The organism is Pseudomaricurvus sp. (genome assembly GCF_965662505.1).
GTDB lineage: Bacteria > Pseudomonadota > Gammaproteobacteria > Pseudomonadales > Cellvibrionaceae > Pseudomaricurvus.
In genome coordinates this window covers 1-24,957 of sequence record NZ_CBFIHX010000050.1, presented here as the reverse complement: position 1 = coordinate 24,957, position 24,957 = coordinate 1, and the positions used below count along the sequence as shown (strand labels likewise).

Genomic DNA, 24,957 nt, shown 5'->3' with positions numbered 1-24,957 from the left:
ATCAATATCTCGGCTCGCCAGATGGCGCAGGAAAACTTTGCTGAGCATCTGATCTCTCTGGCTGAACAGTTTGAGGTGCCGCTGTCCCGTCTGGAGGTGGAGCTGACGGAAACCAGCATCCTGATTGATGAAGTGCTGGTGCGACAGCACCTTTACGCTCTGCGCACTGCTGGGGTGAAAATCAGCCTGGATGATTTTGGTACGGGTTACTCTTCCCTGACCTTCCTGCGCAGTCTGCCCATCGACACGGTGAAGATAGACCGCAGTTTCGTGCTTCGCTTGCAGGATCACGAAGAGTCACGGGCGATTGTGTTGTCGGTGCTGGAGTTGTGCCACAAGCTGTCGCTGCAGACCGTGGCGGAGGGGATCGAAGAGCAGGCACAGTTTGAGATCCTGATGCTAAACGGCTGCGATGAGGGGCAGGGATACCTGCTGGCGAGACCGATCCCGGCCGAAAACGTGCTGCACTTCCTCAAAACTCCCGGCTTTGATGTATCTCAGACCTCCTGAAGCCCGATCTTTTTTTATTTTCCGCTGGTTATTTTATCGACGCCTGTTCGCAGGTATAATGCCGCACCTTTTTTCCTTGGCCAGCCCCTCTTAACGGGTCGAAGGCCCGCATTGAGACCACCGCTGTGATCGAGAAACTCCGTAACATCGCTATTATTGCCCACGTTGACCATGGTAAGACGACCCTGGTTGATAAACTCCTGAGTCAGTCCGGCACGCTGGACCGCAAAGACGCTGGTGCCGAGCGCATCATGGACTCCAACGACCAGGAGAAAGAGCGTGGCATCACCATTCTGGCCAAAAACACCGCCATCAGCTGGAATGACTACCGCATCAACATCGTAGACACCCCGGGACACGCCGACTTCGGCGGTGAGGTTGAGCGCGTACTGTCCATGGTGGATTCTGTTCTGCTGCTGGTAGACGCCGTTGACGGCCCTATGCCGCAAACCCGCTTCGTGACCTCAAAAGCGTTTGAGCAAGGCCTGAAACCGATCGTCGTGATCAACAAAATCGACCGTCCTGGCGCACGTCCTGACTGGGTCATGGATCAGGTTTTCGAACTGTTTGATGCTCTGGGTGCGACTGATGAGCAGCTGGATTTCCCAGTGATCTACGCTTCAGCCATTAACGGCATTGCCGGTCTGGATCCTGAAGAGATGGCGGAAGACATGACCCCGCTGTACGAAATGATTGTTGAGAAAGTACCTTCACCAGACGTTGACCCGGAAGGCACGTTCCAGATGCAGGTTTCTGCTCTGGCCTACGACAGCTACGTGGGCGTTATCGGTGTGGGTCGTATCACTCGCGGTACCCTTAAGCCCAACCAGCAAGTCGTGATCAAGTCTGCCGATGGCAAAGAGCGCAAAGGCAAGGTGCTGAACGTTAAAGGCTACCTGGGCTTGGAGCAGGTCGAAACCGATTTGGCCGAAGCGGGCGACATCGTTTGTATCAACGGCATCGACGGTCTGAGTATTTCCGATACATTGTGCGATCCGGACAATGTTGAAGCGTTGCCGGCGCTGAGCGTGGACGAACCCACTGTTAGCATGACCTTTATCGTGAACGATTCTCCGTTTGCGGGTAAAGAAGGCAAGTTTGTCACCACGCGAAACATTAAGGACCGTCTGGATCAGGAGCTGATCCACAACGTAGCTTTGCGTGTACGTCAGGGCGATACCCCGGACAAATTTATTGTCTCCGGCCGCGGTGAGCTGCACTTGTCCGTGCTGATTGAAACCATGCGTCGCGAAGGTTTCGAAATGAGCATTTCCCGTCCGGAAGTGGTTCAGAAAGAGATCGACGGTGAAATTCAAGAGCCTTATGAAACCGTTGTGATTGATGTTGAAGAGCCGCATCAAGGTTCCATCATGGAAGAGTTGGGTCTGCGTAAGGCCGAGCTGACCAACATGGAGCCGGACGGTAAAGGCCGTGTACGTCTCGAGTTTATGGCGCCGTCCCGTGGACTGATTGGTTTCCGTGGTCTGTTCCTGACCCTGACTTCCGGTTCCGGCATCATGACCAGTATTTTTGATCACTACGGCCCAGTTAAACAGGGTGATGTGGTTAGCCGTCAAAACGGTGTGCTGGTGAGTATGCTGAAAGGCAAGACAGCGGCCTATTCACTGTTTAACTTGCAGAGTCGCGGTCGTCTGTTCCTGGGGCATGCGGTTGAGGTGTACGAAGGTCAGGTAATTGGTATTCACTCACGCGCGAACGACTTGGCTGTTAACCCGGTTAAAGGTAAGCAGCTGACTAACGTACGCGCTTCAGGTACGGATGAAGCGTTGACCCTGGTGCCGCCCATTAAGCACACTTTGGAGCAGGCGCTGGAATTCATCGAAGACGATGAGCTGGTGGAAGTGACTCCAGAAAGCATCCGCATTCGTAAAAAGTTGCTGACCGAAAACGAGCGTAAGCGCGCGAAGAAATAATTGCCGCAGCTTGTTGGTTCGTTGCTTTAGCAAATGTAGGAAGTTGAGCTCGCAGCTCAACAAGTAGTTAGCAGCTCTATCAGCGCTACACAAAAAAGATGGCCAAATGGCCATCTTTTTTTTGTCTGTCGATTCGCTCTGCCCGTGGCCGAACTGGCTCATTTGTTATAAAAACACCAAATCTTAATTCCATAGTCATTTTGTTGTCATAAAACCGTCTTAATCTTGTCACGTTTTTAAATGCCAACGTGAGTAAGTTTCTGTGCTGTTATCCATTCAAAAAGTCGTCTCCCAGTTGTTGCTGGGTGTTTTGAGTCTGAGTGTCTTCGTGTCCGGCCCGGTATCCGCGGTTGAGCCTTTCCCTGAAACGGTCGGTGGCCAACTGTTTCAGATTCAGGGGTCCAACACCGTGGGTGCGAGCCTGATGAAAAATTTTCTGATCAGCTATCTGACGGCCAAAGGCGCTGACGAGGTGCGGGTGGAAAATCTCGCGAAGGTCAATGAATACCGTGTCGTCGGAAATGTGCAGGGTCGTCAGGTCTATGTGGAAGTGGGGGCTCACGGCTCCAGCACCGGCTTTCGCGCGCTGTTGAGCGGTGACGCCGATTTGTCCATGTCGTCTCGCCCGATCAAGTCAAAGGAAGTGCAGCAGATGGCCCGCTATGGTGATCTGCTGAGCTTTGAGGCCGAGCATGTGATTGCCATCGATGGTCTGGCGGTGATTGTAAATCGCGATAACCTGCTGACCCAGTTGAGTCTGCCGCAGATTGCCGGTGTGTTCTCCGGGCAGATCACCAACTGGAAGCAACTGGGGGGGGATGATCGGGCCATTGATATCTACGCCCGGGATGAAAACTCCGGTACCTGGGACACGTTTAAAAGTCTGGTGTTGGGCAAAACCTACAGCTTGTCTGCCGGCGCCCAGCGGTTTGAGTCCAACGATGAATTGTCCGACCGGGTTGCGGGCAATCCCGGTGGTATTGGCTTTGTGGGTCTGGCCTCGGTGAGAGAGTCCCGCGCGTTGCGGGTATTCGATGAGGGCACGACGCCGCTGTTGCCGGAGCACGTCACGGTGGCAACCGAGGATTACCTGCTGTCGCGCCGCCTGTTTTTGTATACACCGCCGAGCAAGAAGACCCCAGCCATCAATGACTTCATCCATTTTGTACAATCCGATGCCGGGCAGCTTCAGGTGGAGAAAACAGGTTTTATCTCACAGGCGCTCACCGCCATCGCCCCGGAAGCTGACCGCGAGGGGCCGGAAGGCTATCTGCGGGTGACTGACGGCGCGAGTCGTTTGTCGGTTAACTTCCGCTTCGCTGAGGGCAGCTCCAAACTGGATAACAAGGCGCGACAGGACATTCGCCGGGTGGAAGCCTATATGGCGCGGGAAGAAAATCAGGATCGGGTTCTGACGCTGATTGGCTTTGGCGACGAAAAGCAGAGCGAGAGTCGCTCGCGGATACTGTCAAAGCTGCGCGCCGTCTCGGTAAAAACGGCGCTGCATAAAGCGGGCGTCAGTACCCAGCCGGTGGAGGGGTTTGGTGCCTACCTGCCGGTGGCGTCCAACAGCGGCAAGGAAAAAGTTAAAAATCGTCGGGTGGAGATCTGGGTAAGGTAAGTTTTTTCGTCCATTCTGGCGCGTTTATCGTAATAAAATTGAAAATGAGAAGCTATCTCATTAGAATCTGGGGATTATTTGTAGCGTCTTTCTTCAAGGCCTGTTTGTCCAAGGCGTTTTTAGTCTAAGGCGTTTCTAGTCTAAGGATAGTCCCCATGAGTTCCGCCAGTCTGATTTTGTGTTTGTCCCTGTTGCTCAGTGCAGGCGGGGTGGGTTGTCTGTTCGCCGCCTGGCGTCAAAAGCCATCGACCCCATTTCCAGTCTCTCTCGGCTGGGGCTTGCTGATCGTATCTCTGTATACCTGGAGCCGCCTGTTGGGGGTGGAATTCGGAATCGCCTATGCCTTGATTGCCCTGTCTCTGGTGGCCTGGTTGCTGGTCGGGGTGACTGTGGATGGATCCCGCACCAAGCTCAATGAGCAGCCCTCCGTGGCTCTGTCCCGGCCATCGCTGCGAACGCTGGGCAAGCACACCGCCTTGCTGCTGTTGACGGTGGTGCTGGCTGGTGCTGTTTCCGCGTTGGTTGGTGTGGGTATGTTGCGCCTGCTGCCAATGGAGCGGGTTAATACCATTATTGTCTCGATTCTGTTCTTTCCTCTGATCTGGGGGGGATTATCTTACTGGTATTGTGCCGCCGAACGTCTGCTCAAGCCTGTACTGGTGAGTCTCGGAGCTGGTGCACTGGGTGCCCTGGCGATTTTTCTGTAAGCGTTCTGCTGGTGTCATTATGAAACAACTGTTGTCGGCCTCTCTGGTCAAAAAATCACTGGCAAGCCATTCCTGGCTGGGGTTGTGCGTGGGCGCTCTGATGTATCTGGTGTGCCTGTCTGGCACCCTGGCGGTTTTTCATCACGAGTGGGAGCGCTGGGAGCAGCCGAACATCGAAGAGGGCGTGACCCTCGCGCCTGAAGTGTTGCAGCAAGCCTATGCCGACGCGGCACAGCAAATTGGGGAGACACACGATATCGTCATTGGTCTGCCCGTGGGTGACAGTCCGCGCACGACCATCTCGGCGGACGGGGAAGGCTGGTTTGTGAACGCCGACGGCTCGCTGGGTGAGAGCATCAATCACGGTTGGGCCGAGCTGGTAGCGGATCTGCATATCTATCTGCACCTGCCGCACAATTGGGGCATGATCGTGGTCAGTATCCTCGGCGCGTTACTGTGCGGCCTGATCATTTCCGGTTTTCTCGCGCACCCGAGCCTCTTCCGCGATGCCTTCAGTCTGAGGGGCAATGGTGCCCGGATGGAGCAGGTGGATATCCACAATCGCCTGAGTGTCTGGGGGACACCGTTCCATCTGATGATTGCCATCACCGGCGCTTTCTTTGGTCTGGCGCAGTTTATGGGGCTGTTGGTGGCGACGGCGTTTTACGAGGGCAATACTGAGGCCATGTTGGAAGAGCTTTACGGTGGTCATCCACATGTGGAGCAATCCGCCTCGGTGGCACAGGTGTCCAAGGCGCTGACGCAGATGCCCGACATTGCACCGGAGGCGACACCGTTTTACATCACTGTAGAGCATCCCGGTGAAGAGGATCAGTTTATGCTGATCGGGGCCGAGGTTCCCGGCCGCCTGATTTATGCGGAACAGTATCGTTTTACCGCCGACGGCGAGCCCATCGATCACGTGGGCTTTAGCGATGGCGCAGCCGGAAAGCAATTTATCTTTTCGGTGTACCGTATCCACTTTGGGCACTTCGGTGGCCTGCCAACCAAAATTCTGTTTTTGATGGGTGGCCTGGCCCTGACCATTGTGTCGGTGACGGGGATTAATATCTGGCTGCACAAGCGCAAGCACCGTGATGCCATCAACAATCTCTGGGCGGGTTTGGTGTGGGGAACACCGCTGGCACTGGTGGCGATGGCGATCATCGATTTGTACGTGGGTGTGGCCAGTGTGGGGCTGTACTGGCTGCTTACCGTGGCGGTGATGGCGATGGCTCAGTGGTTGAATGATGAGGCGCGTACCCGGTTCGGTTTGCAGTGTCTGACCAGTGCAGCGCTGGTGGTGCTGGTGCTCTGCCATTCACTGCAGTTTGGCTGGTTGACCAACGTGGCGGCCAACAGCATGAATCTGTCCTTTGTGGTGACGGCGCTGATTCTGCTGTGGTGGGCGCGGTTTTCATGGCGCCGTGAGCAGGGCGCGCGTCAGTCCTCTGTGGCGGTGGCTCAGGCCGGCAGGGCCTGATAGTAACCATCCTGCTTCACCATCTGCACCGCCGTATCGTACAGGTCACTGATGCGTTCGGCGGTCAGCAGTTCGGCTTTCGGTCCATCGGCGACCACCTCTCCCTCACGAATAAACACCACCCGGTCGATTTCAGGAATGATCTCGTGAAGATGATGGGTGGCGATAATCACAGATGTTCCCTCCGCTGCCAACTGGCGCATATCGTTGAGTACCTGAAAACAGCCTTGCAGATCGAGGCTGCTGGTGGGCTCGTCAAAAATCACTGTCTTGGGATGATGAATCAACGCGCGGGCGAGGATTAAACGCCGCTGCTGGCCGCTGGACATGTGCTGAAACATTTTGTCTTTCAGGTGCAGCAAGTCGAGACGCGCCATGGTTTCCAGCGTCAGTTGCTTCTGTTGATCTGTGACGTCGTGGTGATACAGATGACCAATAGTGCCCAGCAGGCCTGACAGAACCACGTCAAAGCCGGTGGTGATGGGCATGTATTTTGTTTGAAAATCGTAGGACACCAGCCCGATGTTTTCCCGCAACTGTTGCACGTTGATCAGGTCGCGGCCGAAGATCTTCACAAAGCTGTCGGGTTTCTCGTAGGGGTAGAGTTCCCGTGTCAGCAGCTTCAGCAGGGTGGACTTGCCCGCACCGTTGGGCCCCAGAATGGCCACACTTTCACCCTGTTCGATGGTGAGACTGAGATTGTTGAAGGCAATGGATTCACCGCGGTAGACCGTGGCGTTACGGATTTCTAACAGTGGACTGGTCATCTAGCATTCCTTCAGACAGAAAAAAGCCGGGCGTTGCCCGGCTTTTTCGTTTCATCATCGACAATCAATCAGAACAGCACGCGGCAGCGAACAGTCCCTTCGATTTCACGCAGTTGCTTCAGGGCTACGTCACTGTACTCGGCATCGATGTCCACGACCACATAACCGACGTTCTCGTTGGTCTGCAGGTACTGGGCGGCGATATTGATTCCGGTGTCGGACAGCACCTGGTTAATTTTGCTGAGAATGCCTGGAATGTTCTGGTGAACGTGGAGCAGACGGTGAGCATTCGGGTGCGATGGCAGAGCCACTTCCGGCAGGTTCACCGAAGAGGTGGTGGTGCCGTTGTCGGAGTATTTCACCAGTTTCTCGGCCACTTCGAAGCCAATGTTCTCCTGCGCCTCCATGGTGGAGCCCCCAATGTGTGGGGTCAGGATGGCGTTATCGAAGGCGCGCAGAGGTGAGACGAACTCTTCATCGTTGCCGCGCGGTTCAACCGGGAATACGTCGATGGCGGTACCTGCCAGATGGCCGGATTCCATAGAGGCTGCCAGAGCATCAATGTCGACCACGGTACCGCGGGCGGCGTTCATAAAGATCGCGCCTTTTTTCATTTTGGCGAGTTCATCGGCACCAATCATATTCTGAGTGGCGGCGGTTTCAGGGACGTGCAGGGAGATAACGTCGGCCTGACCCAGCAGTTGATCCATGGAGCGAACTTGAGCCGCGTTACCCAGAGGCAATTTGGTGACCACGTCGTAGAAGATCACGTTCATGCCCAGAGATTCGGCCAGCACGCTGACTTGAGTACCGATGGAACCGTAACCAATAATCCCCAGCGTTTTGCCACGGATTTCAAAAGAACCGGTCGCGGACTTGAGCCAGCCACCGCGATGACAGACGGCGTTCTTTTCGGGAATACCGCGCAGCAGCAGAATGGCTTGCGCAATCACCAGTTCGGCAACCGAGCGGGTGTTGGAATAAGGGGCGTTAAATACCGCGACACCGTGTTCCTGAGCGGCGGTCAGGTCGACCTGATTGGTGCCGATGCAGAAACAGCCGACCGCGATCAGTTTCGGAGCGTTTTCAAACACGCGGCGGGTCAACTGGGTGCGTGAGCGGATGCCGACAAAGTGAGCGTCTTTGATCTTTTCGATCAGCTCGTCTTCGGGCACTGCAGTCTTCAGGTATTCCACATTTGTGTAACCAGACTGCTCCAGGGTATTCACAGCGGACTGGTGAACACCTTCCAGTAGTAAAAAGCGAATTTTGCTTTTATCCAGTGACGTTTTGGCCATAGGGGTTTTACACCTCGTGTAACGTGTTGTGGCTCGCGGGACTTGTCTGGCCGCACAGGGCTGGGATGCCAGGCGGGGCTGAACAAGGAGGTCGGCAAGGTGCCGGAAAAATAAGCGCGCTATGATAGCATAGGGGACTTCCGGGGCGATGGCTAAATCGACCTTTTTATAGGCTGATCCGGAAGAATCATAGGGAAAAAGCGGCGAAAAACGCTGAATTGACCTTTGCCCGCTGTCTGGGCGCGGTCAATTTACAGTTGCCGGTTTTCCCAAGTTGTCGTAATCGCCGCCAGTCAATGCTGCAGAAGGGGAGTCGTATGGATTACCGCCATCGTTTTAGTGACACCGAGTCGGGTGTGTCTGTTCTGGAATTGCCCGCGGGCAAGGTGGTGTGTGTGGGGCGCAACTACGCCGAGCACGCCCGCGAGCTGAATAATGCGGTGCCCGCCGAGCCTATGTTGTTTATCAAACCGGCCACTTCACTGGTGCGGATGGAAGAGCCCTTTCTGATCCCGCGGGGGCAGGGTGACTGTCATGTGGAAACCGAGATGGCGCTGTTGATTGGTGAGACGCTCACCAAAGGCGATGACGACAAGGTATTGTCTGCCATCGCCGGGGTGGGGATTGGTTTTGATCTGACCCTGAGAGAGGTGCAAAACAGCCTCAAACAACAGGGGCACCCTTGGGAAAAAGCCAAGGCGTTTGACGGCAGCTGCCCGCTGTCGGCGTTTGTCTCGCCCGAGGGGATTGCGTGGAATGATGTCAATCTGCAGCTGATGCGCAATGGCCAGTTGCAGCAAAATGGTAACTCCGGGGATATGATCACCCCCGTGGCAGAGTTGCTGGCTTATATCTGTCGGTTTTTTACTCTGTGTCCAGGTGACGTGGTGATGACCGGTACGCCCGCCGGTGTCGGGCCGCTGGTTTCGGGGGATAAGCTCGAGGCTCGTTTGAGCGACTGGATTGTCGTAACGACAACCGTGCTTTAGCTCAGGCTGATTTGTTTTAGCTCTATCGTTTGTCGGGGTTGAACTTCTCCCGCATCATCTGCACGCACTGATAAAAAACGGGCACCAGCAGCGTGGTAAACACCGTGGCGGCGAGCATGCCGCCCAGTACCGTGAAACCGATGGACACCCGACTGGCTGCGCCGGGACCGGTGGAAAAGACCAGCGGCAATACCCCCAACACAAACGACAGAGCGGTCATCAAAACCGCACGAAAACGCAGTTGAGCGGCACTGAAAGCGGCTTCGGTGATGGATTTCCCCTGTCGCCGTTCTGCCATGGCAAATTCCACGATCAAAATGGCGGTTTTGGTGGATAGGCCGATCAGCAGGATCAGGCCGACCTGCGCGTAGAGGTTGTTTTCCAGTCCCACCAGATTGAGCGCGCCGAAGGCGCCAAACAGTGCCAGTGGCACCGCGCCCAGTACCGCTATGGGCAGAGTCCAGCTCTCGTACAGTGCCACCAAAAACAGATAGACAAAACCAATCGCCAGTGCGAACAGCAGGGGTGCCAGATTGCCCGCTTCGATCTCCTGAGCTGATTGCCCGGCCCATTCAAACACGTAGCCTTCGGGCAGATCTTTCGCCAGTTCTGTCATGGCGGCAATGGCGTCACCGGAGCTGTAACCGGGCGCCGCCTGACCGCTGATGGAGGTGGAGCGGTAGAGGTTAAAGTGGTTGAGGCTGGTGGCGCCGAGGATCGGGCGAAGCTGCCCAAGTGTGGTCAGTGGCACCATTTCCCCATTCTCATTGCGTAAATAGAACTGCCCCAGATCGCTCGGACTGGCCCTGAAGTCACCTTCCGCCTGCAAAATCACCTGATAGGTGCGACCGAAGCGATTGAAGTCGTTGATGTAGAGAGAGCCAAGCTGAGCCTGTAATGTCAGAAACACATCGTTTAAGGAGACCCCCGTCGCCTTGGCCTTGGAGCGATCAATCTCAAGAAAATACTGCGGTACATTGGCGCGATAGGTGCTGAACGCCCTGGATACGCGGGGGTCATTATTGGCGCGAAACACCAGTCCGTTGGACACCTGCGCCAGCTCTTCGGGACTGCGTCCCTGAGAATCCTGCAGGCGGAAATCAAACCCCGAGGTGGTGCCGAGACCGGGAATCGGCGGCACTGGGAAGATCATGGCTTGAGCATCCGGCAGGCTCCAGAGTTTTCCCTGCAAACTGTTGTAGATATGTTCCAGACTGGTGTCGTCGCTGGTGCGCTCATCCCAGTCGTCCAGCATCACAATGCCCAGTCCCCGGTTGGAGCCCGCCCCCGCCAGAATGGAAAACCCGGATACCGCGACCACATCTTTGACGCCGGGTTGCTGCTGAACAATGCTGGTGATTTTGCTCATCACCGCCTCGGTGCGGTTGAGAGAGGCGGCGTCGGGCAGCTGTACATCCATCATCAGCATGCCCTGATCTTCATCGGGGATGAAACCAGAGGGAGTGCTGATGGCCAGCCAGCCGGTGGCGCCGGCAATCAGGGCGGTCGCAAACAGAGCCAGACCTGCCCGTCCGAGTATTCTTTGAACCCACCGGTTGTAGCCCGTATTAAGTTTGTGCAGACCGGCTTCGACCGGACGCAGAGCCACCAGTTTTTTGGTCTTGTCTGCGCGCAGCAAAGTGGCGCACAGGGCCGGGCTGAGGGTCAGGGCGTTGACGGAAGAAATCAGCACTGCCACGGCAATGGTGATGGCGAACTGCTTGTAGATCTCGCCGGTGATGCCAGGCATAAACGCCACCGGGACAAACACCGCCAGCAATACCAGCGTGGTGGCAATGATCGGTCCCCCAACCTCTTTCATGGATTGGCGGGTGGCTTCTACCGGTGACAGTCCCTCTTCCACCATGTGCCGTTCGACATTTTCAATGACGATGATGGCGTCGTCCACCACGATACCGATCGCCAGTACCAGACCGAACAGAGTGATAGTGTTGATGGTAAATCCAAACGCCAGCAGAGCCGCGAAGGTGGCAATGAGGGATACTGGAATGGCGACCGCCGGTACCAGTGTGGCGCGCCAGTTCTGTAGGAACACAAACACCACCAGAATCACCAGTACGATGGCCTCGTACAAAGTCGTTTGCACCTCATCGATGGAGCGCAGGATAAAGCGGGTGGTGTCGTAACTGATTTTGTAGGACACCCCGTCCGGCATGTAGCCACCCAAGCGCTCCATCTCGGTGTAGACCGCCTGAGCCACTTCGGTGGCGTTGGCGTCCGACAGTTGATAGATCACGATAAAAGCGGTGTCGTGATTGTTCAACTTCGCGGCTGAGGAGTAAGACTGGGATCCCAGCTCGATATTGGCGACATCGCGCAGGCGTACAAACGAGCCGTCGGAGCGGGCGCGGATGACTGTGTTGCCGAACTCCTGCTCGTTCAGCAGGCGGCCCTTGGCCTGTATGGTGTATTCAAACTGCTGTTGCTGAGTGGTGGGCGGCGCACCCAGTTTGCCGGCGGCGACAATCAGGTTTTGTTCCTGTAGTGCACTGCGCAGATCCCCCACGGTGACGCGCAACGCGGCCATGCGCACCGGATCCATCCAGATGCGCATGGAGTAGCTCATCTCGCCCATCACCGAGACGCCGCCGACACCGGGCAAGCGAGCGAGAGATTCCGTCAGATTGTTGGTGGCGTAGTTGGAGAGAAACAGCCGGTCGAGACCGGGATCGTCGGCGATCAGATTGATGCCCAGCAGCATATTACTGGTCTGCTTGCTGACGCGAACCCCCAGCCGGGTGACGTCTGAAGGCAGTGAGGTTTCCGCCACGGCCACCCGATTTTGAACATTCACCTGAGCGATATCGCCATCGGTGCCCTGTTCAAACGTGACGGTAATGGAGGCCGAACCGTTATTGGACGCGGTCGATTCGATGTAGAGCATCCCCTCGACCCCGTTGAGCTCTTTCTCAATGGGGCGGATGACCGATTCTTCCACCACCTGGGCGCTGGCACCGGGGTAGGTGGCGTTGACGCTGACCTGTGGCGGGGTAATCTCGGGGTACATGTTGACTGGCAACAGCTGCATGCTGATCAGTCCGGCCAGAGTCAGTACTATCGAGATGACAAAGGCAAATTTGGGCCGCGAGATAAAAAACTGGCTGAACATACTCCACTCCCGTGTGGTGGTTTTGAGCGAGTCGTGACTGTGAGCGCTGGCGTTTACATTAGGTGCACGTAAGTCGGATTACTCACCGGCGGTGGCGGGCTCTCGCGGTTCCGGGTTTACTGCTTCGGGCGCAGTGGGCTGCGCGTTATTACCTGACTCCGGCGTGTCCCGCAGCACGCCGGTTTTGCCGTCCAGATAGCGCATCACTGGGTTGACCTTGGTGCCGGTGCGCACTTTTTGCAGGCCTTCCACCACAATTTTGTCGCCGGGAGTGAGGCCGGCAGTCACTGCCCACAAGGCCCCCATGTTGCGACCGACCTTGATGTTGCGGGTCTGAATGGTGTTGTTGTTATCCACAATCAGCACAAACTTGCCCTGCTGGCCTTCCTGCACAGCGTATTGCGGCACGATGGGTTGGCTGGTTTTGTTCTTACTCTCGATTTGCAGCGTGCAATACATGCCGGGGCGAATGATTCCGCTGGGGTTGGGGAATTTGGCACGTACATCCACCGTGCCGGTGGTGGCGTTCACTTCAATGCCGGCGTAATTGATGGTGCCGGGGTAAGCGTGCACCGTGCCGTTGGGTAGGATCAGGGTAATGGTGAGCAGATCCTCTGGCGGTTGAGTGGCGATACGGCCTTCCGTTTGACCCTGAGTGCGCTGTTGCAGATAGCTGATGTAATCGCTCTCATTGATCTGGAAATTGGCGTAGATAGGGTTGTCTTTCAGTAGTGTCGCCAGCGGGTCGCTGTTGGGCCCAACCAGTGTGCCGACGTTGTAACGCACGGTGCTGATTTCCCCTGAGAAGGGTGCTCGTATACGGGTATAACTGAGATTCACCTCAGCGTTTTTCAAGGCCGCCTGGGCAGCTTTCTCTGATGCCTGGGCCTGAGAGGCGTTGCTGGCCAATGTGTCCAGGTCTGATTGACTGATAAAACCTTTCGGTCGCAGTTCCTTACCGCGGGTGTAGTCCCGTTCTGTCCGCATTTTTTCGGCGCGCGCACTGCTCAGGTTCGCCTCGGCTTCAGTTAGTGCCGCCTGATAGTTCTCACGATCAATTTCAAACAACAGCTGACCTTTTTCCACGGTTTCGCCTTCGCGGAACAGACGTTTGGTAATCTCGCCTTCCACCCGCGCCTTTAGTTCAACGGTTCGGATGGCTTCGGTGCGGGCGACGGACTCGTTGTATTCCCCTACGTCCTGAGTGCCAATCGAGATGACAGCGACGCTGGGTGGCGGAGCCTGAGGTGGTTCGGCTTCTTTCGAGCAGCTACTCAGAGCCAGTGAGAATCCTAGGGCGAGCAGAATTGAGGGAGCACGGCGTGGAGATGGTTGGCTGAGCCACATCGAAAAGTCCTTAGTCGGAGAAAGAGGGTGGTTAGCAGGTTATAGCATACGAGTCTTGAAACACGTAATGGAAGAGGAACAGAAGAGGTAAGGCGAGGAAGGTTTGGTGAGGGGGAGGTTGTTTAAAGAATGGCCCTGGCTGGAGGTGGAGTATCGCGGATGCGGTTACAGCATCAGTTTGACCACTTGCGTGTCGGGCTCGCGGGAGAGATCGGCCTTGTGCAGAGCTTCCTCATAGGTGGTCATCATGGCGTCCTGATTCTGACCCAGCTCGTGCAGATACGACCAGGTAAAAATACCGGAGTCGTGCTGGTCACTAAAATAGATTCGCAGCCCGTAGTTACCCACCGCTTCGATCTTGTCGATTGCCACGTGTTTTTTACCGTGTTGCAGCACCGCCTGACCCGGGCCGTGGCCCTGTACTTCGGCGGAGGGGGAATGCACCCGCAAAAATTCGGCTGGCAGGGTGAACAGCTGGTTGCCGTATTGCACATCCAGTGTTTTGGCTTTTTTGTGCAGCTGAATTTTTGTGGGTGTCATCATGGTCTTTATCCGAATTGTCTGGGGGGCTCGATTACAGAATAAACCGGCTCAGGTCTTCATCCTGCGCCAGTTCGCCCAGATGTTCATTTACGTAATCGGCGTTGATGGTGATTTTCGGGTGTCCGTCACCGGCCTCAAACGAGACGCCTTCCAACAGCCGTTCAATCATCGTGTGCAGCCGGCGGGCGCCAATATTTTCGGTGCTTTCATTCACTTCGTAGGCGGTTTCAGCAATGCGGCGGATACCGTCTTTGGTGAATTCCAGCTCGGTGCCTTCGGTTTGCATCAGAGCCACCTGCTGCTCGGTAAGAGAGGCGTTGGGCTCGGTCAGAATACGTTCGAAATCGTCCGGAGTCAGGGCGGTCAGCTCCACGCGAATGGGCAGGCGCCCCTGTAATTCGGGGATCAGATCCGACGGTTTGGACAGGTGGAAGGCACCGGAGGCGATAAACAGGATGTGGTCTGTTTTGATCATGCCGTGCTTGGTGCTCACGGTGCAGCCTTCGATCAGCGGTAACAGATCGCGCTGTACCCCCTCGCGAGAGACATCGGCACCGGCGCCTTCGTTGCGCTTGGCCACCTTGTCGATTTCATCGATGAACACAATACCATTCTGCTCGGCGGCGGCGATGGCGTTGCTCTTCATTTCCTCTTCGTTGACCAGCTTGGCGGCTTCTTCGTCGCGAATCTGTTTGAAGGCCTGCTTGACGGTCAACTTGGTGGATTTGGTCTTGTTGGAGGACATGTTGGAGAACATGCTCTGCAACTGATTGGTCATGTCTTCCATGCCCGGTGGGGCCATGATTTCAACACCCGCTGGGCGGGCCGAGACCTCGATTTCAATCTCCTTGTCATCCAGCTCGCCTTCGCGCAATTTCTTGCGGAACATCTGGCGGGTGGAGGATTCCTTGTCGCTGCCGCTGAGTTTTTCGGCATCGGTTGTCTCGCCGCCGCGAGCGGGTGGCAACAGGGCGTCGAGGATGCGCTCTTCCGCGGCGTCTTCAGCGCGGTGTTCGACCTTCTTCATTTCGATTTCGCGGTGCAGTTTGATGGAACCGTCCACCAGGTCGCGAATGATGGATTCGACATCGCGGCCGACATAGCCCACTTCGGTGAACTTGGTGGCTTCCACTTTAATAAACGGGGCGTTGGCGAGCTTGGCCAGACGGCGGGCGATTTCGGTTTTACCGACGCCAGTGGGGCCGATCATCAAAATGTTCTTGGGGGTGATTTCGTTGCGCAGATTCTCGTCCAGCTGCATGCGGCGCCAGCGGTTGCGCAGGGCAATGGCTACGGCGCGCTTGGCTTCCGTCTGGCCAACGATGTGTCTGTCCAGTTCGTGGACGATTTCACGGGGAGTCATGGTCATGTCTGACATAAGCAATCTTCTTTAGTAATTCGGGGTGGACAGGAACCGCGCGCTTAGGCGTCGTATTCCAGTTCTTCAATGACGTGGTTGTGATTGGTGTACACACAGATGTCGCCGGCAATGCCCAGGCTTTTGCTGACGATGTCACTGGCTTCCATCTCGGTGTTTTCAAACAGGGCGCGGGCGGAGGATTGAGCAAAGGGACCGCCGGAGCCGATGGCGATGATGTCCTGCTCTGGCTGAATCACATCGCCGTTACCGGTAATGATGAGTGACGCATCCTTGTCAGCGACGGCCAACAGGGCTTCCAGGCGACGCAGGGCGCGGTCGGTACGCCAGTCTTTGGCCAGTTCTACGGCGGCGCGAACCAGTTGGCCGTTGTAGGCTTCCAGTTTGGCTTCAAAGCGTTCAAACAGGGTGAAGGCGTCGGCGGTGCCGCCGGCAAATCCGGCCAGAACCTGATCTTTGTAGAGTCGGCGCACCTTGCGGGCATTGCCCTTCATAACGGTGTTGCCCATGGAGACCTGCCCATCTCCGCCGATCACAACCTTGCCGTTGCGACGCACGGAGAGGATGGTAGTACCTCGATATTGTTCCACAGGAAATCCTTAAAGTCGGTGAAAGTGAATGTCGAATAAATTTGAGGATGTCGATGAAAACTAAGGTGGGGGCAGGGGGAAAGATTTCAAGGCTCGCGGCGGGTGGTGCCGCGGCCATTACACAGCTTTACGGAAGATCTGGGCCGGCAGAGGCCTGTCCTCAAGTGGTGGTTAGCCTTTTTTGCGCTTCAGGAGCAGTGCGTTGATTCGGTTGGAAGCCAGAATGCTGCGGGCACGTTCCATCTTGGAGTGGTCGCTGTAGGGCCCGACCAGTACCCGGTACCAGGTTTCACCGCTGCGCACGGTCACTTTCTCTACCTGGGCGTCCAGATTCAACAAAATGAGCTGGGCTCGCAGGCGGTCGGCATCGCTGTCCTTGCGGAATGAGCCGACCTGCAGAATGTATTCCTGTTTCTCGGCCTGCTGCTCGGCGGCTTCACGCTGGGCTTTGGAAGGTTGTTTGACCTCCACTTCCGATTCTTTCAGTAGCTGATAGAAGTCGAAGCGCGGCTTGGGGACCTGCGGTTTGGTTTGCTCTGGCTGAGCTTCCACCGCCATGGGTTGAGGGTTGCTCTGCTGGGGTGCAATTCCGGCCAGGTAGGCGAGAAACATAATGAACGCGCCCAGCACGGTACCGGTAAATAGCCAGACCCAACCTGGTACCTGCGACTTTGGCTTGCTGTTAGAGCGGCTGTTGCGTGTTTTGCTGGAACGACTGCCGCCAGAGCGCGAGCTACCAGAGCGTGAATTGCCGGAGCCGCGTTTGCCAGAGGCAGGGCTGCGCGTTTTTTTCGCGAAATCTCGGGTCATGGGGGGAGAATCTAAGGCCTTGTGGTCGCTGCTGGGGTGATGCGGGTAATCTGTGGCGGAATTGTACTCGACATGAGCGAGCCGACCAACACGCGTGGTGAAAATTCACGCATCAGGCCATATCTTGCGGGTCGACATCGATGGACCAGCGGGTGCGACGGCTCAGAGGGTGCTGTTCCAGCTCGGCAATTAATGGCGTTAACAGCTGATGTAAGCGAGCGCGGCTGCTGGCGTGGATTTGCAACTGATGGCGGAAGCGCTGGTTACGTCTTTCCATGGGTGCGGGCAGAGGCCCCAGGTATTGCAAGTCCGGTTGCGAAGGGCAGTGGCGCTCGGCGATTTGGCGGGCGGTGAGCAGCAGCTCGTGGGCGTTTTCAGAACGTTTAGACTCCGCTCGCAGCAGCGCCATATAGCGATACGGCGGCAGTTGGGACACCTGACGTTCCTGCAGGATCAGTTGGGCAAAGGCGCTGTAGCCCTGATACAGCAGGGTTTGCAGCAGGGGGTGATCGCACAGATGGCTCTGAATGAGCACGGTGCCCGGTCGCTCAGCCCGTCCCGCGCGTCCGGCCACTTGCAGCATCAGCTGGCCCATGCGCTCAGGACCGCGGAAGTCGGTACTGAACAGGCCGCCATCGGCATCGATAATGGCCACCAGTGTAACATTGGGGAAGTGGTGTCCCTTGGCCAGCATCTGAGTGCCCACCAGAATGCAGGGGTCGCCCTGATTCACTTTTTCCACAATCGTGTGCATGGCGTTTTTCTGGCGAGTGGAATCTCGGTCCACCCGCAATACCGGAAAATCGGCAAAGCGATTCTGCAGTACGGTCTCTGTGCGCTCGCTGCCCTGACCGACGCAATGCAGCTCACGACTGTTGCAGGTGGGACACTGGTGAATCAGCGGTCGCTGATAGTCACAATGGTGGCAGTGCAGGTGTGCCGGGTTCTGATGCACGGTCAGGCGCGCGTCGCAGTGCTGACACTGGGACAGCCAGCCGCAGTCGTGACACATCAAGGTGGGGGCAAAGCCCCGGCGGTTGATGAATACCAGTACCTGCCCGCTGGCCAGCAGGTGCTGCTCCATGGTGTCGAGCAGTGCCTGGGTAAGACCTTCCTGCATGGCCTGACGCTTGAGGTCGATCAGCTCAATGGTCGGCGGTCGGGCGCCGCCGGCGCGCTGGGTCAGCGGCAGCAATCGATAGCGCTGCTGCTGGGCGTTGTGAAAGCTTTCCAGTGACGGGGTGGCGCTGCCCAGAATCAACGGGATACCCAGCCGCTGGCAGCGCAATGCGGCCAGATCCCGGGCGGAATATCGAAAACCTTCCTGCTGCTTGAATGAGGGATCGTGTTCTTCGTCCAGAATGATAATTCCCGGATTTTTCATGGGGGTGAAGATGGCCGAGCGGGTGCCGATGATGATGTCGGCATCGCCGGCGGCGGCCAGCAGCCAGGCCTGTTTGCGCTCGGTGTCGTTCAAGTTTGAGTGGAGTACCGCCAGCGGCCGATTGAATCGCCGCTGAAACCGGGTCAGGGTTTGGGGTGTCAGGCCTATTTCCGGAATCAGTACCAGTGCCTGTTTTCCTGCGTGAAGGACTTGTTCTATTGCCTGAAGATACACCTCTGTCTTGCCGCTGCCGGTGGTGCCGTACAGCAAGTGACCGCCGAATTGGTCAAAGTCGACCTGAGCGAGCGCACTGGCCTGCTCGTCGTTGAGCGTCAGCGGGGTGGATTTCAACAATTCAGGGGGGCGAATCGGGCTGGGGGTGATCTCCAGAGATTCGATCATCCCTTTGTCCTGCAAGCCTTTCAGGGCGTTGCGATTGACATCTTGCAGCAGCAAATCCTTGTGCAGAATCGAGTTCTGAACGCACAGTGTGTCCTCCTTGAGCTGCTGCATCAGCGCCTGCTGTTTTGGGGCGCGCTTTAACTCATCGGCAGTGCAGTGGCGCCCGGCTTCGGTCAGTTGCCAGGCTTTTTCGGTGCTGAGCGTGGCGGCTTCCCCTTGTCGCAAGGCCACTGGAATCGCGGCGGCGAGCACTTCCCCAATCGGGTGGTGGTAATACCAGGCCGCCCAGTGGCAAAGCTGTAACAATTCATCGGGTATGATCGGTTGAGTATCCAGCAGTTGCTGGATCGGCTTGAGCTTCTTCAGGTCGAAATCGCTGTCGTCTTTCACCTCGACAATGACGCCAACGAGTTGCTGGTTGCCGAAATTAACCGCCACGCGCATACCCGGAAGGCCTTGTGCAGTCTGGGCTTGATCAAATGCAGTCTGGGTCTGATCAAAAAGTCCGGCTGGATTCTGGGCCATATGTGGGTTCTGGGCAGTATAATCAAAGGTTCTGCGCAGCGGAGTGGGCAGGGCAACGGCGTAAATCTCGGGCGCTGGCATGAGGAAAAAGTGGCTCTCCGTGAATCTGTGAGTGGGCTGCCGAAAAAACGCACAATTGTCTTGCGTTGGTAAGGGTTTCTGGTAGAATCCGCCGTCTTATTTTTTACCTGCTAAGACTAACCGTTGTGCGGTGCTCGGCACAAGATCGAGTGGCGGCACAGAATGACATGAAGGCGATACCCAATGAAAGCAGATATCCATCCAAAGTACAGCCCACTGACTGCTACCTGCAGCTGCGGCAACGTAATCACCACTGGTTCCACCAAGGGTCAGGACATGCACCTGGACGTATGTTCCAGCTGTCACCCGTTCTATACCGGCAAGCAGAAGCAAGCGAGCACCGGTGGCCGTGTTGATAAATTCAAGAAGCGCTTTGGTAGCCGTATCGCCGGTAAATAAGACGGCGTTAGTTGTAAAAAACTATATTCGTAATAACTATATTTGTAGTAAACACTACATATTGTCGAAGCCAATAGCGGTTTTATCTGGTGGTTCAGGTTGGCAAGAACCTGCTTGTTAACTGAGCTTTAACCCCGCCAGATTGAAGCCGGCTTCTAAAAAAGAGCGCTCAGGTCGTGTATCTGCAGCGCTTTTTTTTACCTGTCATTGACTGTGATCCAGCCCGGGCGGGTGTTTAAGAGCCGATGTGGTGGCTCGCCGTAGACACAACTCTACTAGACACCACTGTTGAAATGGCGGAGAGTCATTCTCTGCTGAGCAATAGGAAGCGCAGAAGCGAGTAGACTGTGGCTGCACAGTTGACCGCGACCGGGGGCACGCTTGTCTGTCGAGGTTATCTCTCTTGGCCTGTGTGCATTTTGGCCAAAAAGAGTGACCTGATGAGCCATAAAGGCACTTGAGCCTCTGGTCTGTAACTCGGTACTCTTCCAGCGCTTCAAAATTCAATAGAGACGCCCAAAGCGAATACGGACTAGAAAATGTCAGATACATTCAAGAAGGCGGCTTTGGATTACCACGCATTTCCAAAGCCTGGAAAACTTTCGGTGGAGATCACCACGTCTGCGGAAACCCAGGAAGATCTTTCCCTGGCGTACAGCCCAGGAGTGGCGGAGCCCGTCCGCGAAATCGCCAAAGATGCCGAAAATGCCTACAAATACACCGCCAAAGGTAACATGGTTGCCGTGATTACCGATGGCAGCGCTATTTTGGGGTTGGGAAACCTTGGGCCGCTGGCCAGCAAGCCGGTCATGGAAGGCAAAAGCCTGCTGTTTAAGCGCTTTGCCGGTATCGATTCTGTGGATATTGAAGTGGAGTCCGAAAGCCCGGAGGCCTTCATCAATACCGTAGCCAGCATTGCCAATACCTGGGGCGGTATCAACCTGGAAGACATTAAAGCGCCTGAGTGTTTTCAAATCGAGAAGGCGCTGATTGAGCGCTGCCAGATTCCGGTTTTCCATGATGATCAGCACGGCACGGCCATTGTGACGGTGGCGGGACTGCTGAACGCGCTAGAGGTTCAGGGTAAAAGCATCGAGACGGCGAAGATTGTTTGCCTGGGTGCCGGCGCTGCTGCTCACGCCTGCTGTTCGTTGATGATTGGTGCTGGAGCGGAGCGCTCTAACATCACCATGCTCGACAGCAAGGGTGTCATCTACGCGGGTCGTGATGGTTTGAACGCCTACAAAGAAGAGTTTGCCGGCGACACAGATGCTCGCACTCTGGATGATGCCATCACCGGTGCGGATGCGTTTTTGGGTGTTTCAGGCCCAAATCTGCTGGCGCCGGAGCAGCTGGCCAAGATGGCTGATAATCCGGTGATCTTTGCCTGCTCCAACCCTGATCCGGAAATTAATCCGAAGCTGGCTCGCGAGGTGCGCAGCGATCTGATTATGGCTACTGGTCGCTCCGACTTCCCGAATCAGGTGAATAACGTACTGTGCTTCCCGTTCCTGTTCCGCGGCACACTGGATGTGCGTGCCAAAGAGATCAATCTGGATATGAAGCTGGCGGCAGTGCACGCGCTGAAGAATCTGGCTAAAGAAGAAGTGCCAGAGGATGTCCGCAAAGCCTATGGCGGTGGTGATCTGAGTTTTGGTCGCGAGTATATCTTGCCTAAGCCAACCGATGAGCGCTTGCTGGGGGCGGTGGCCAGTGCTGTCGCCCAGGCTGCGGTAGACAGCGGTGTGGCTCGCTTGCCTTATCCGTCGCATTACCCGCTGAAAACAGTGGCTGATTGCTAGTTGTCTGCTTGTTTGAGACGTAAAAAAACCGCCTTTGTGGCGGTTTTTTTACGTCTGTAGAATGTGTTTGTGTCTTGGAAATGTGGGCAAATTCTAGAACAAATCTTCCGGCAGTGTTTCTCGACCGCCGGAGCCGCCTCCCAGGTCCGGCGCCTGACCCTGTCCGTAGCCCGGGACATTCTCCACCCGAAAGGTTTCGAAAATGGCGTTACGTTGGTTGGGTTGCGCCCGCTTGCCGGTATTGGGGTCGATGCGAATCGACACCAGACCGTCTGGCAGTGAGCGGGGTTCCTTGGGGATGTCTTTCAGTGCTACGCGCATAAAGTCTATCCAGATGGGCAGAGCTGAAGTGCCGCCGTATTCGTGTCGGCCGAGGTTGGTGTTTTGGTCGAAACCCAGCCAGGCGGTGGTGACTATGTTGCGGTTGTAACCGGAGAACCAGGCGTCAGTTGGCCCGTTGGTAGTCCCGGTTTTGCCGGCCAGGTCGTCACGCTCCAGCACTTTGGCCCGGCGTCCTGTGCCCTTCTGGATCACATCCCGCAGGATGTCGTCAATCAGGTAAGCCACCTGCTCGCTAACCACTCTGGGAGCGACCGGTCTTTCAAGTTCTTTCGGTTCGTCCTTGGCGGGTGTGTCCTGTGAGGGCTCGGATGCTGCGAGTGTTTGGTTGTCGATCTCTGTGGAGAGTTGAGAGTCCTGGTCTTCCTGCTGGCTGGCGGCAAGTTCAGCGGCCATGGCGTTCTCCAGTGCTTCAACGCTGTCGGCCTGGGTGTTGTTGTCAGCGGCAGTTTCGCCGTTGTGTGAGTCTGTAGCCGAGGCCTCTGCAAGGGCTGCAGCTTTGGCTTTTGCTTCACATTCGCGGCAAACGGTGGCCGGGAGCGCCTGAAAAACCGTCTCGCCATCCACATTATCGACGCGGTCGATTAAATAGGGGGACACCTTAAAGCCGCCGTTGGCGAGCACGGCATAGCCAGTGGCCAGTTGCAAAGGTGTGATGGAGTAGGTGCCCAGTGCCAGAGACAGGTTGCGGGGCAGTTTGTCCTTGTCAAAACCGAAACGATCCATGCCGTCGATGGCGGTGTCGATACCGATGCTGCGCAGGACGCGAATCGAGACCAGGTTGCGGGATTTGTAGAGGGCCTGGCGCAGGCGGGTGGGGCCAAAGAATTTACCGCTGGCATTTTCCGGGCGCCAGGTGTTCTCCAGTGACGGGTCGTCGAACACAATAGGGGCATCATTAATCGTTGTTGCTGGAGTGAAGCCGTGTTCAAGTGCGGTGGTGTAGACAAATGGCTTGAAGTTTGAGCCCGGTTGACGCTCGGCCTGAGTGGCGCGGTTAAAGTGACTCTGGGAGAAATCGAAACCGCCCACCAGAGCGTTGATGGCGCCATCGGCCGGGTTGAGAGAGACCAGAGCCGCCTGAGCTGCGGGGACCTGAGTCAGTTGCCAGTCGCCCTCTTGGTTTTTCACGATACGGATGACGTCCCCGGTTTCAAGCACGTCTGAGGCGGTTTTCGGGGGGAAGCCATAGCGGTTTTCAGAGATGTAGGGCTTTGCGTCAGATAGGCCGTTCTCCCAGCGGATGTTGGCCTGGGTGCCGTCAGCGGTGAGGAAGTCGACACTGTCCGGATTGACTTGAGTGACTACGGCGGCAGTGAGCCCGCCGACGGTTCTGTAGTCGCTCAAGGCATGTTGCCACTCCAGTAGTGGGAGTCGGGGTTTGGGCAGGGTGGGGTTGTCGGTATTACTGCCATCGCCGGCGGTATTTTGATCAATTGCGCTCACGTTATCCGTGGCGGGGTCGATAAGCTGGGTATCGGAACCTTCAGCGCCGGCTTGCTTTGGCATCGACATGGGTAGTTTGGCTTCCGGGCCGCGATAACCGTGGCGTTTGTCGTAGCTTAGCAGGCCATCAATAACCGCCTGTTGGGCGTGCTCCTGCAGTTTGGAGTCAATGGTTGTGTAAATTCTGAAGCCGTCGGTGTAGGCGGCCAGCCCGAGTTTGTCGACGGCTTCCTTGCGGGTCATTTCGGCAATGTAAGGGGCGCTCAGCTCCAATCGGGAGCCGTGATAAGACGCTGTGACTGGCTCGGCAATCGCAGTGGTGTGCTGCGCTTTGTCGATGTAGCCCAGAGAGAGCATGCGGCCGAGAATCCAGTTGCGGCGAATAACAGCCCGCTGAGGGTTGGCGATGGGGTTGTAGGCGGAAGGGGCTTTGGGCAGGCCGGCGATCATGGCCAGTTGGGCAAGGTCCAGTTCGCCAATGGATTGGCCGTAGTAGACCCGGGCGGCGGCCTCGATGCCATAGGCGCGATTCCCGAGGTAGATTTTGTTGGTGTACAGCTCAAGGATCTCGCCTTTGGTCAGCTCTTTTTCGATTTGGAGTGCCAGCAGGATCTCATTAAATTTGCGGCTGAAAGTTTGTTTGCGCGTCAGGAAAAAGTTTCTGGCGACTTGCATCGTGATGGTACTTCCGCCAGTTTGTATCTGTCCTGATTGCAATAATTGTGAAGCGGCTCGCAAAAGCCCCTTAATATCGACGCCATGATGAGAGTAGAATCTGTCATCCTCAGCTGCGAGAATGGCGTCTATAAACGCTTTTGGGACATCCTCGATTGAGATGGGGTTACGGCGTTTTTCGCCAAATTCTCCAATAAGAAGCCCATCGCGGGAATACACGCGTAAGGGAGTTTGTAATTTTACCTGCCTGAGTGTCTCTACTTCAGGGAGTTTAGGACTTAAATACAGGGTAATACCTGCAAAAAGCGATAAAGTTCCACAGCCCGCGGCCAGGATGAGCCAAAAAGCCCAAGTAAGGTATTTTACTTTATAAGTCATTTTTTCTAACAGAATTAAGGGCTTAGGTAGCCGGGGTGTGTGTGCTGAGCATTATAAGCGGTTTTTAAGTGTTTACATATGGCCAGCCTTGTTGCAGGCTTAAGTTAAAGTGCTATAACATCAAAAGCACCTAAGTTACGGAAATAGATAGAAAAATGGGAATTTTGGGGTTCTTAGAGCGCAAGGCCAAGCCCGTTTTGGGGCTCGACATTAGCTCTACATCAATCAAGTTATTGGAGCTCAGCCGCCAGGGGGATCGCTATCGCGTGGAAAGTTACGCGGTCAAAGCGCTACCCGCAAATGCCGTGGTTGAAAAAAACATCCACGAAGTGGATGCGGTTGCTGATGTGCTTAAGGCACTGATTCAGCAGTCAAAGCCCAAGGTGAAGGACGCGGCGGTGGCTGTGGCCGGATCGGCG

Annotated in this window: 18 protein-coding genes and 1 pseudogene; 9 read left to right on the top strand and 10 right to left on the bottom strand. The window is 56.0% G+C overall.

Annotated features, from left to right (window positions below):
- From ACTG33_RS08760 to ACTG33_RS08740, 5 genes are all read left to right on the top strand, one after another.
- Positions 1-510: EAL domain-containing protein (locus tag ACTG33_RS08760; RefSeq protein ID WP_439134827.1), on the top strand; the 510-nt coding region annotated here is incomplete at its 5' end.
- A 125-nt stretch (positions 511-635) separates the two neighbouring features.
- Positions 636-2,444: a translational GTPase TypA gene (gene typA / locus ACTG33_RS08755; protein WP_439134826.1), complete on the top strand. Its 1,809-nt coding sequence runs from the start codon at positions 636-638 to the stop codon at positions 2,442-2,444.
- Positions 2,445-2,706: 262 nt separating this feature from the next.
- Positions 2,707-4,065 (top strand): phosphate ABC transporter substrate-binding/OmpA family protein, encoded by a 1,359-nt coding sequence (locus ACTG33_RS08750; protein ID WP_439134825.1) that lies wholly within the window; start codon positions 2,707-2,709, stop codon positions 4,063-4,065.
- Positions 4,066-4,220: 155 nt separating this feature from the next.
- On the top strand, positions 4,221-4,772 hold the full coding sequence (locus tag ACTG33_RS08745; protein ID WP_439134824.1) for a hypothetical protein: 552 nt from the start codon (positions 4,221-4,223) through the stop codon (positions 4,770-4,772).
- A 19-nt stretch (positions 4,773-4,791) separates the two neighbouring features.
- Positions 4,792-6,255 carry a PepSY-associated TM helix domain-containing protein gene (locus ACTG33_RS08740; RefSeq protein ID WP_439134823.1) on the top strand — a complete coding sequence of 488 codons (1,464 nt, stop codon included), beginning with the start codon at positions 4,792-4,794 and terminating at the stop codon, positions 6,253-6,255.
- Here the strand turns inward: ACTG33_RS08740 and ACTG33_RS08735 are convergent.
- Positions 6,237-6,950, bottom strand: a pseudogene (locus ACTG33_RS08735) (ABC transporter ATP-binding protein); the annotation flags it as partial. The gene ACTG33_RS08740 and the pseudogene ACTG33_RS08735 overlap by 19 nt on opposite strands.
- A 140-nt stretch (positions 6,951-7,090) precedes the next feature.
- The gene (serA, locus tag ACTG33_RS08730) at positions 7,091-8,320 is read right to left on the bottom strand and encodes a phosphoglycerate dehydrogenase (protein ID WP_439134822.1); all 1,230 of its coding nucleotides are present in this window, start codon (positions 8,318-8,320) and stop codon (positions 7,091-7,093) included.
- Positions 8,321-8,637: 317 nt separating this feature from the next.
- Between serA and ACTG33_RS08725 the strand changes: the two genes are divergently transcribed.
- Positions 8,638-9,309 (top strand): fumarylacetoacetate hydrolase family protein, encoded by a 672-nt coding sequence (locus ACTG33_RS08725; RefSeq protein ID WP_439134821.1) that lies wholly within the window; start codon positions 8,638-8,640, stop codon positions 9,307-9,309.
- 22 nt (positions 9,310-9,331) lie between these two features.
- On the opposite strand, the gene ACTG33_RS08720 is transcribed toward ACTG33_RS08725, so the two are convergent.
- The 7 genes from ACTG33_RS08720 to ACTG33_RS08690 all read right to left on the bottom strand — a co-directional run bounded on the left by ACTG33_RS08720 (position 9,332) and on the right by ACTG33_RS08690 (position 19,499).
- Positions 9,332-12,439, bottom strand: coding sequence for an efflux RND transporter permease subunit (locus tag ACTG33_RS08720; RefSeq protein ID WP_439134820.1), 3,108 nt, complete (start codon positions 12,437-12,439; stop codon positions 9,332-9,334).
- Positions 12,440-12,517: 78 nt separating this feature from the next.
- Positions 12,518-13,786 (bottom strand): efflux RND transporter periplasmic adaptor subunit, encoded by a 1,269-nt coding sequence (locus ACTG33_RS08715; RefSeq protein ID WP_439134819.1) that lies wholly within the window; start codon positions 13,784-13,786, stop codon positions 12,518-12,520.
- Positions 13,787-13,951: 165 nt separating this feature from the next.
- Positions 13,952-14,329 carry a gamma-butyrobetaine hydroxylase-like domain-containing protein gene (locus ACTG33_RS08710; protein WP_439134818.1) on the bottom strand — a complete coding sequence of 126 codons (378 nt, stop codon included), beginning with the start codon at positions 14,327-14,329 and terminating at the stop codon, positions 13,952-13,954.
- Positions 14,330-14,360: 31 nt separating this feature from the next.
- Positions 14,361-15,698: an ATP-dependent protease ATPase subunit HslU gene (gene hslU / locus ACTG33_RS08705; protein ID WP_439134828.1), complete on the bottom strand. Its 1,338-nt coding sequence runs from the start codon at positions 15,696-15,698 to the stop codon at positions 14,361-14,363.
- Between the two features lie 53 nt (positions 15,699-15,751).
- Positions 15,752-16,297 (bottom strand): ATP-dependent protease subunit HslV, encoded by a 546-nt coding sequence (gene hslV / locus ACTG33_RS08700; RefSeq protein WP_439134817.1) that lies wholly within the window; start codon positions 16,295-16,297, stop codon positions 15,752-15,754.
- Positions 16,298-16,468: 171 nt separating this feature from the next.
- Positions 16,469-17,107, bottom strand: a complete 639-nt coding sequence (locus ACTG33_RS08695; protein WP_439134816.1) for an SPOR domain-containing protein — start codon at positions 17,105-17,107, stop codon at positions 16,469-16,471.
- Between the two features lie 112 nt (positions 17,108-17,219).
- Entirely contained in the window at positions 17,220-19,499 is a 2,280-nt protein-coding gene (locus tag ACTG33_RS08690; RefSeq protein ID WP_439134815.1) for a primosomal protein N', read from the bottom strand.
- Positions 19,500-19,682: 183 nt separating this feature from the next.
- Here ACTG33_RS08690 and rpmE point away from each other — a divergent pair, with 183 nt between their 5' ends.
- Both rpmE and ACTG33_RS08680 read left to right on the top strand, forming a co-directional pair.
- Positions 19,683-19,898 (top strand): 50S ribosomal protein L31, encoded by a 216-nt coding sequence (gene rpmE / locus ACTG33_RS08685; protein ID WP_439134814.1) that lies wholly within the window; start codon positions 19,683-19,685, stop codon positions 19,896-19,898.
- A gap of 539 nt (positions 19,899-20,437) precedes the next feature.
- Positions 20,438-21,700, top strand: a complete 1,263-nt coding sequence (locus ACTG33_RS08680; protein ID WP_439134812.1) for a malic enzyme-like NAD(P)-binding protein — start codon at positions 20,438-20,440, stop codon at positions 21,698-21,700.
- Positions 21,701-21,793: 93 nt separating this feature from the next.
- Here ACTG33_RS08680 and ACTG33_RS08675 read toward each other — a convergent pair whose 3' ends face one another.
- Positions 21,794-24,538 carry a penicillin-binding protein 1A gene (locus ACTG33_RS08675; RefSeq protein ID WP_439134811.1) on the bottom strand — a complete coding sequence of 915 codons (2,745 nt, stop codon included), beginning with the start codon at positions 24,536-24,538 and terminating at the stop codon, positions 21,794-21,796.
- 155 nt (positions 24,539-24,693) lie between these two features.
- Between ACTG33_RS08675 and pilM the strand changes: the two genes are divergently transcribed.
- A partial coding sequence (gene pilM / locus ACTG33_RS08670; RefSeq protein ID WP_439134810.1) for a type IV pilus biogenesis protein PilM occupies positions 24,694-24,957 on the top strand: 264 nt, incomplete at its 3' end.

What these genes read in the sequence shown, in the direction of transcription:
- ACTG33_RS08715 (WP_439134819.1), bottom strand. Translation starts at nt 13,786, where the DNA reads ATGTGGCTCAGCCAACCATCTCCACGCCGTGCTCCCTCAATTCTGCTC.
- serA (WP_439134822.1), bottom strand. Translation starts at nt 8,320, where the DNA reads ATGGCCAAAACGTCACTGGATAAAAGCAAAATTCGCTTTTTACTACTG.
- ACTG33_RS08680 (WP_439134812.1), top strand. Translation starts at nt 20,438, where the DNA reads ATGTCAGATACATTCAAGAAGGCGGCTTTGGATTACCACGCATTTCCA.
- ACTG33_RS08675 (WP_439134811.1), bottom strand. Translation starts at nt 24,538, where the DNA reads ATGACTTATAAAGTAAAATACCTTACTTGGGCTTTTTGGCTCATCCTG.
- ACTG33_RS08710 (WP_439134818.1), bottom strand. Translation starts at nt 14,329, where the DNA reads ATGATGACACCCACAAAAATTCAGCTGCACAAAAAAGCCAAAACACTG.
- ACTG33_RS08690 (WP_439134815.1), bottom strand. Translation starts at nt 19,499, where the DNA reads ATGCCAGCGCCCGAGATTTACGCCGTTGCCCTGCCCACTCCGCTGCGC.
- ACTG33_RS08720 (WP_439134820.1), bottom strand. Translation starts at nt 12,439, where the DNA reads ATGTTCAGCCAGTTTTTTATCTCGCGGCCCAAATTTGCCTTTGTCATC.
- ACTG33_RS08695 (WP_439134816.1), bottom strand. Translation starts at nt 17,107, where the DNA reads ATGACCCGAGATTTCGCGAAAAAAACGCGCAGCCCTGCCTCTGGCAAA.
- ACTG33_RS08725 (WP_439134821.1), top strand. Translation starts at nt 8,638, where the DNA reads ATGGATTACCGCCATCGTTTTAGTGACACCGAGTCGGGTGTGTCTGTT.
- rpmE (WP_439134814.1), top strand. Translation starts at nt 19,683, where the DNA reads ATGAAAGCAGATATCCATCCAAAGTACAGCCCACTGACTGCTACCTGC.
- ACTG33_RS08745 (WP_439134824.1), top strand. Translation starts at nt 4,221, where the DNA reads ATGAGTTCCGCCAGTCTGATTTTGTGTTTGTCCCTGTTGCTCAGTGCA.
- hslU (WP_439134828.1), bottom strand. Translation starts at nt 15,698, where the DNA reads ATGACCATGACTCCCCGTGAAATCGTCCACGAACTGGACAGACACATC.
- ACTG33_RS08740 (WP_439134823.1), top strand. Translation starts at nt 4,792, where the DNA reads ATGAAACAACTGTTGTCGGCCTCTCTGGTCAAAAAATCACTGGCAAGC.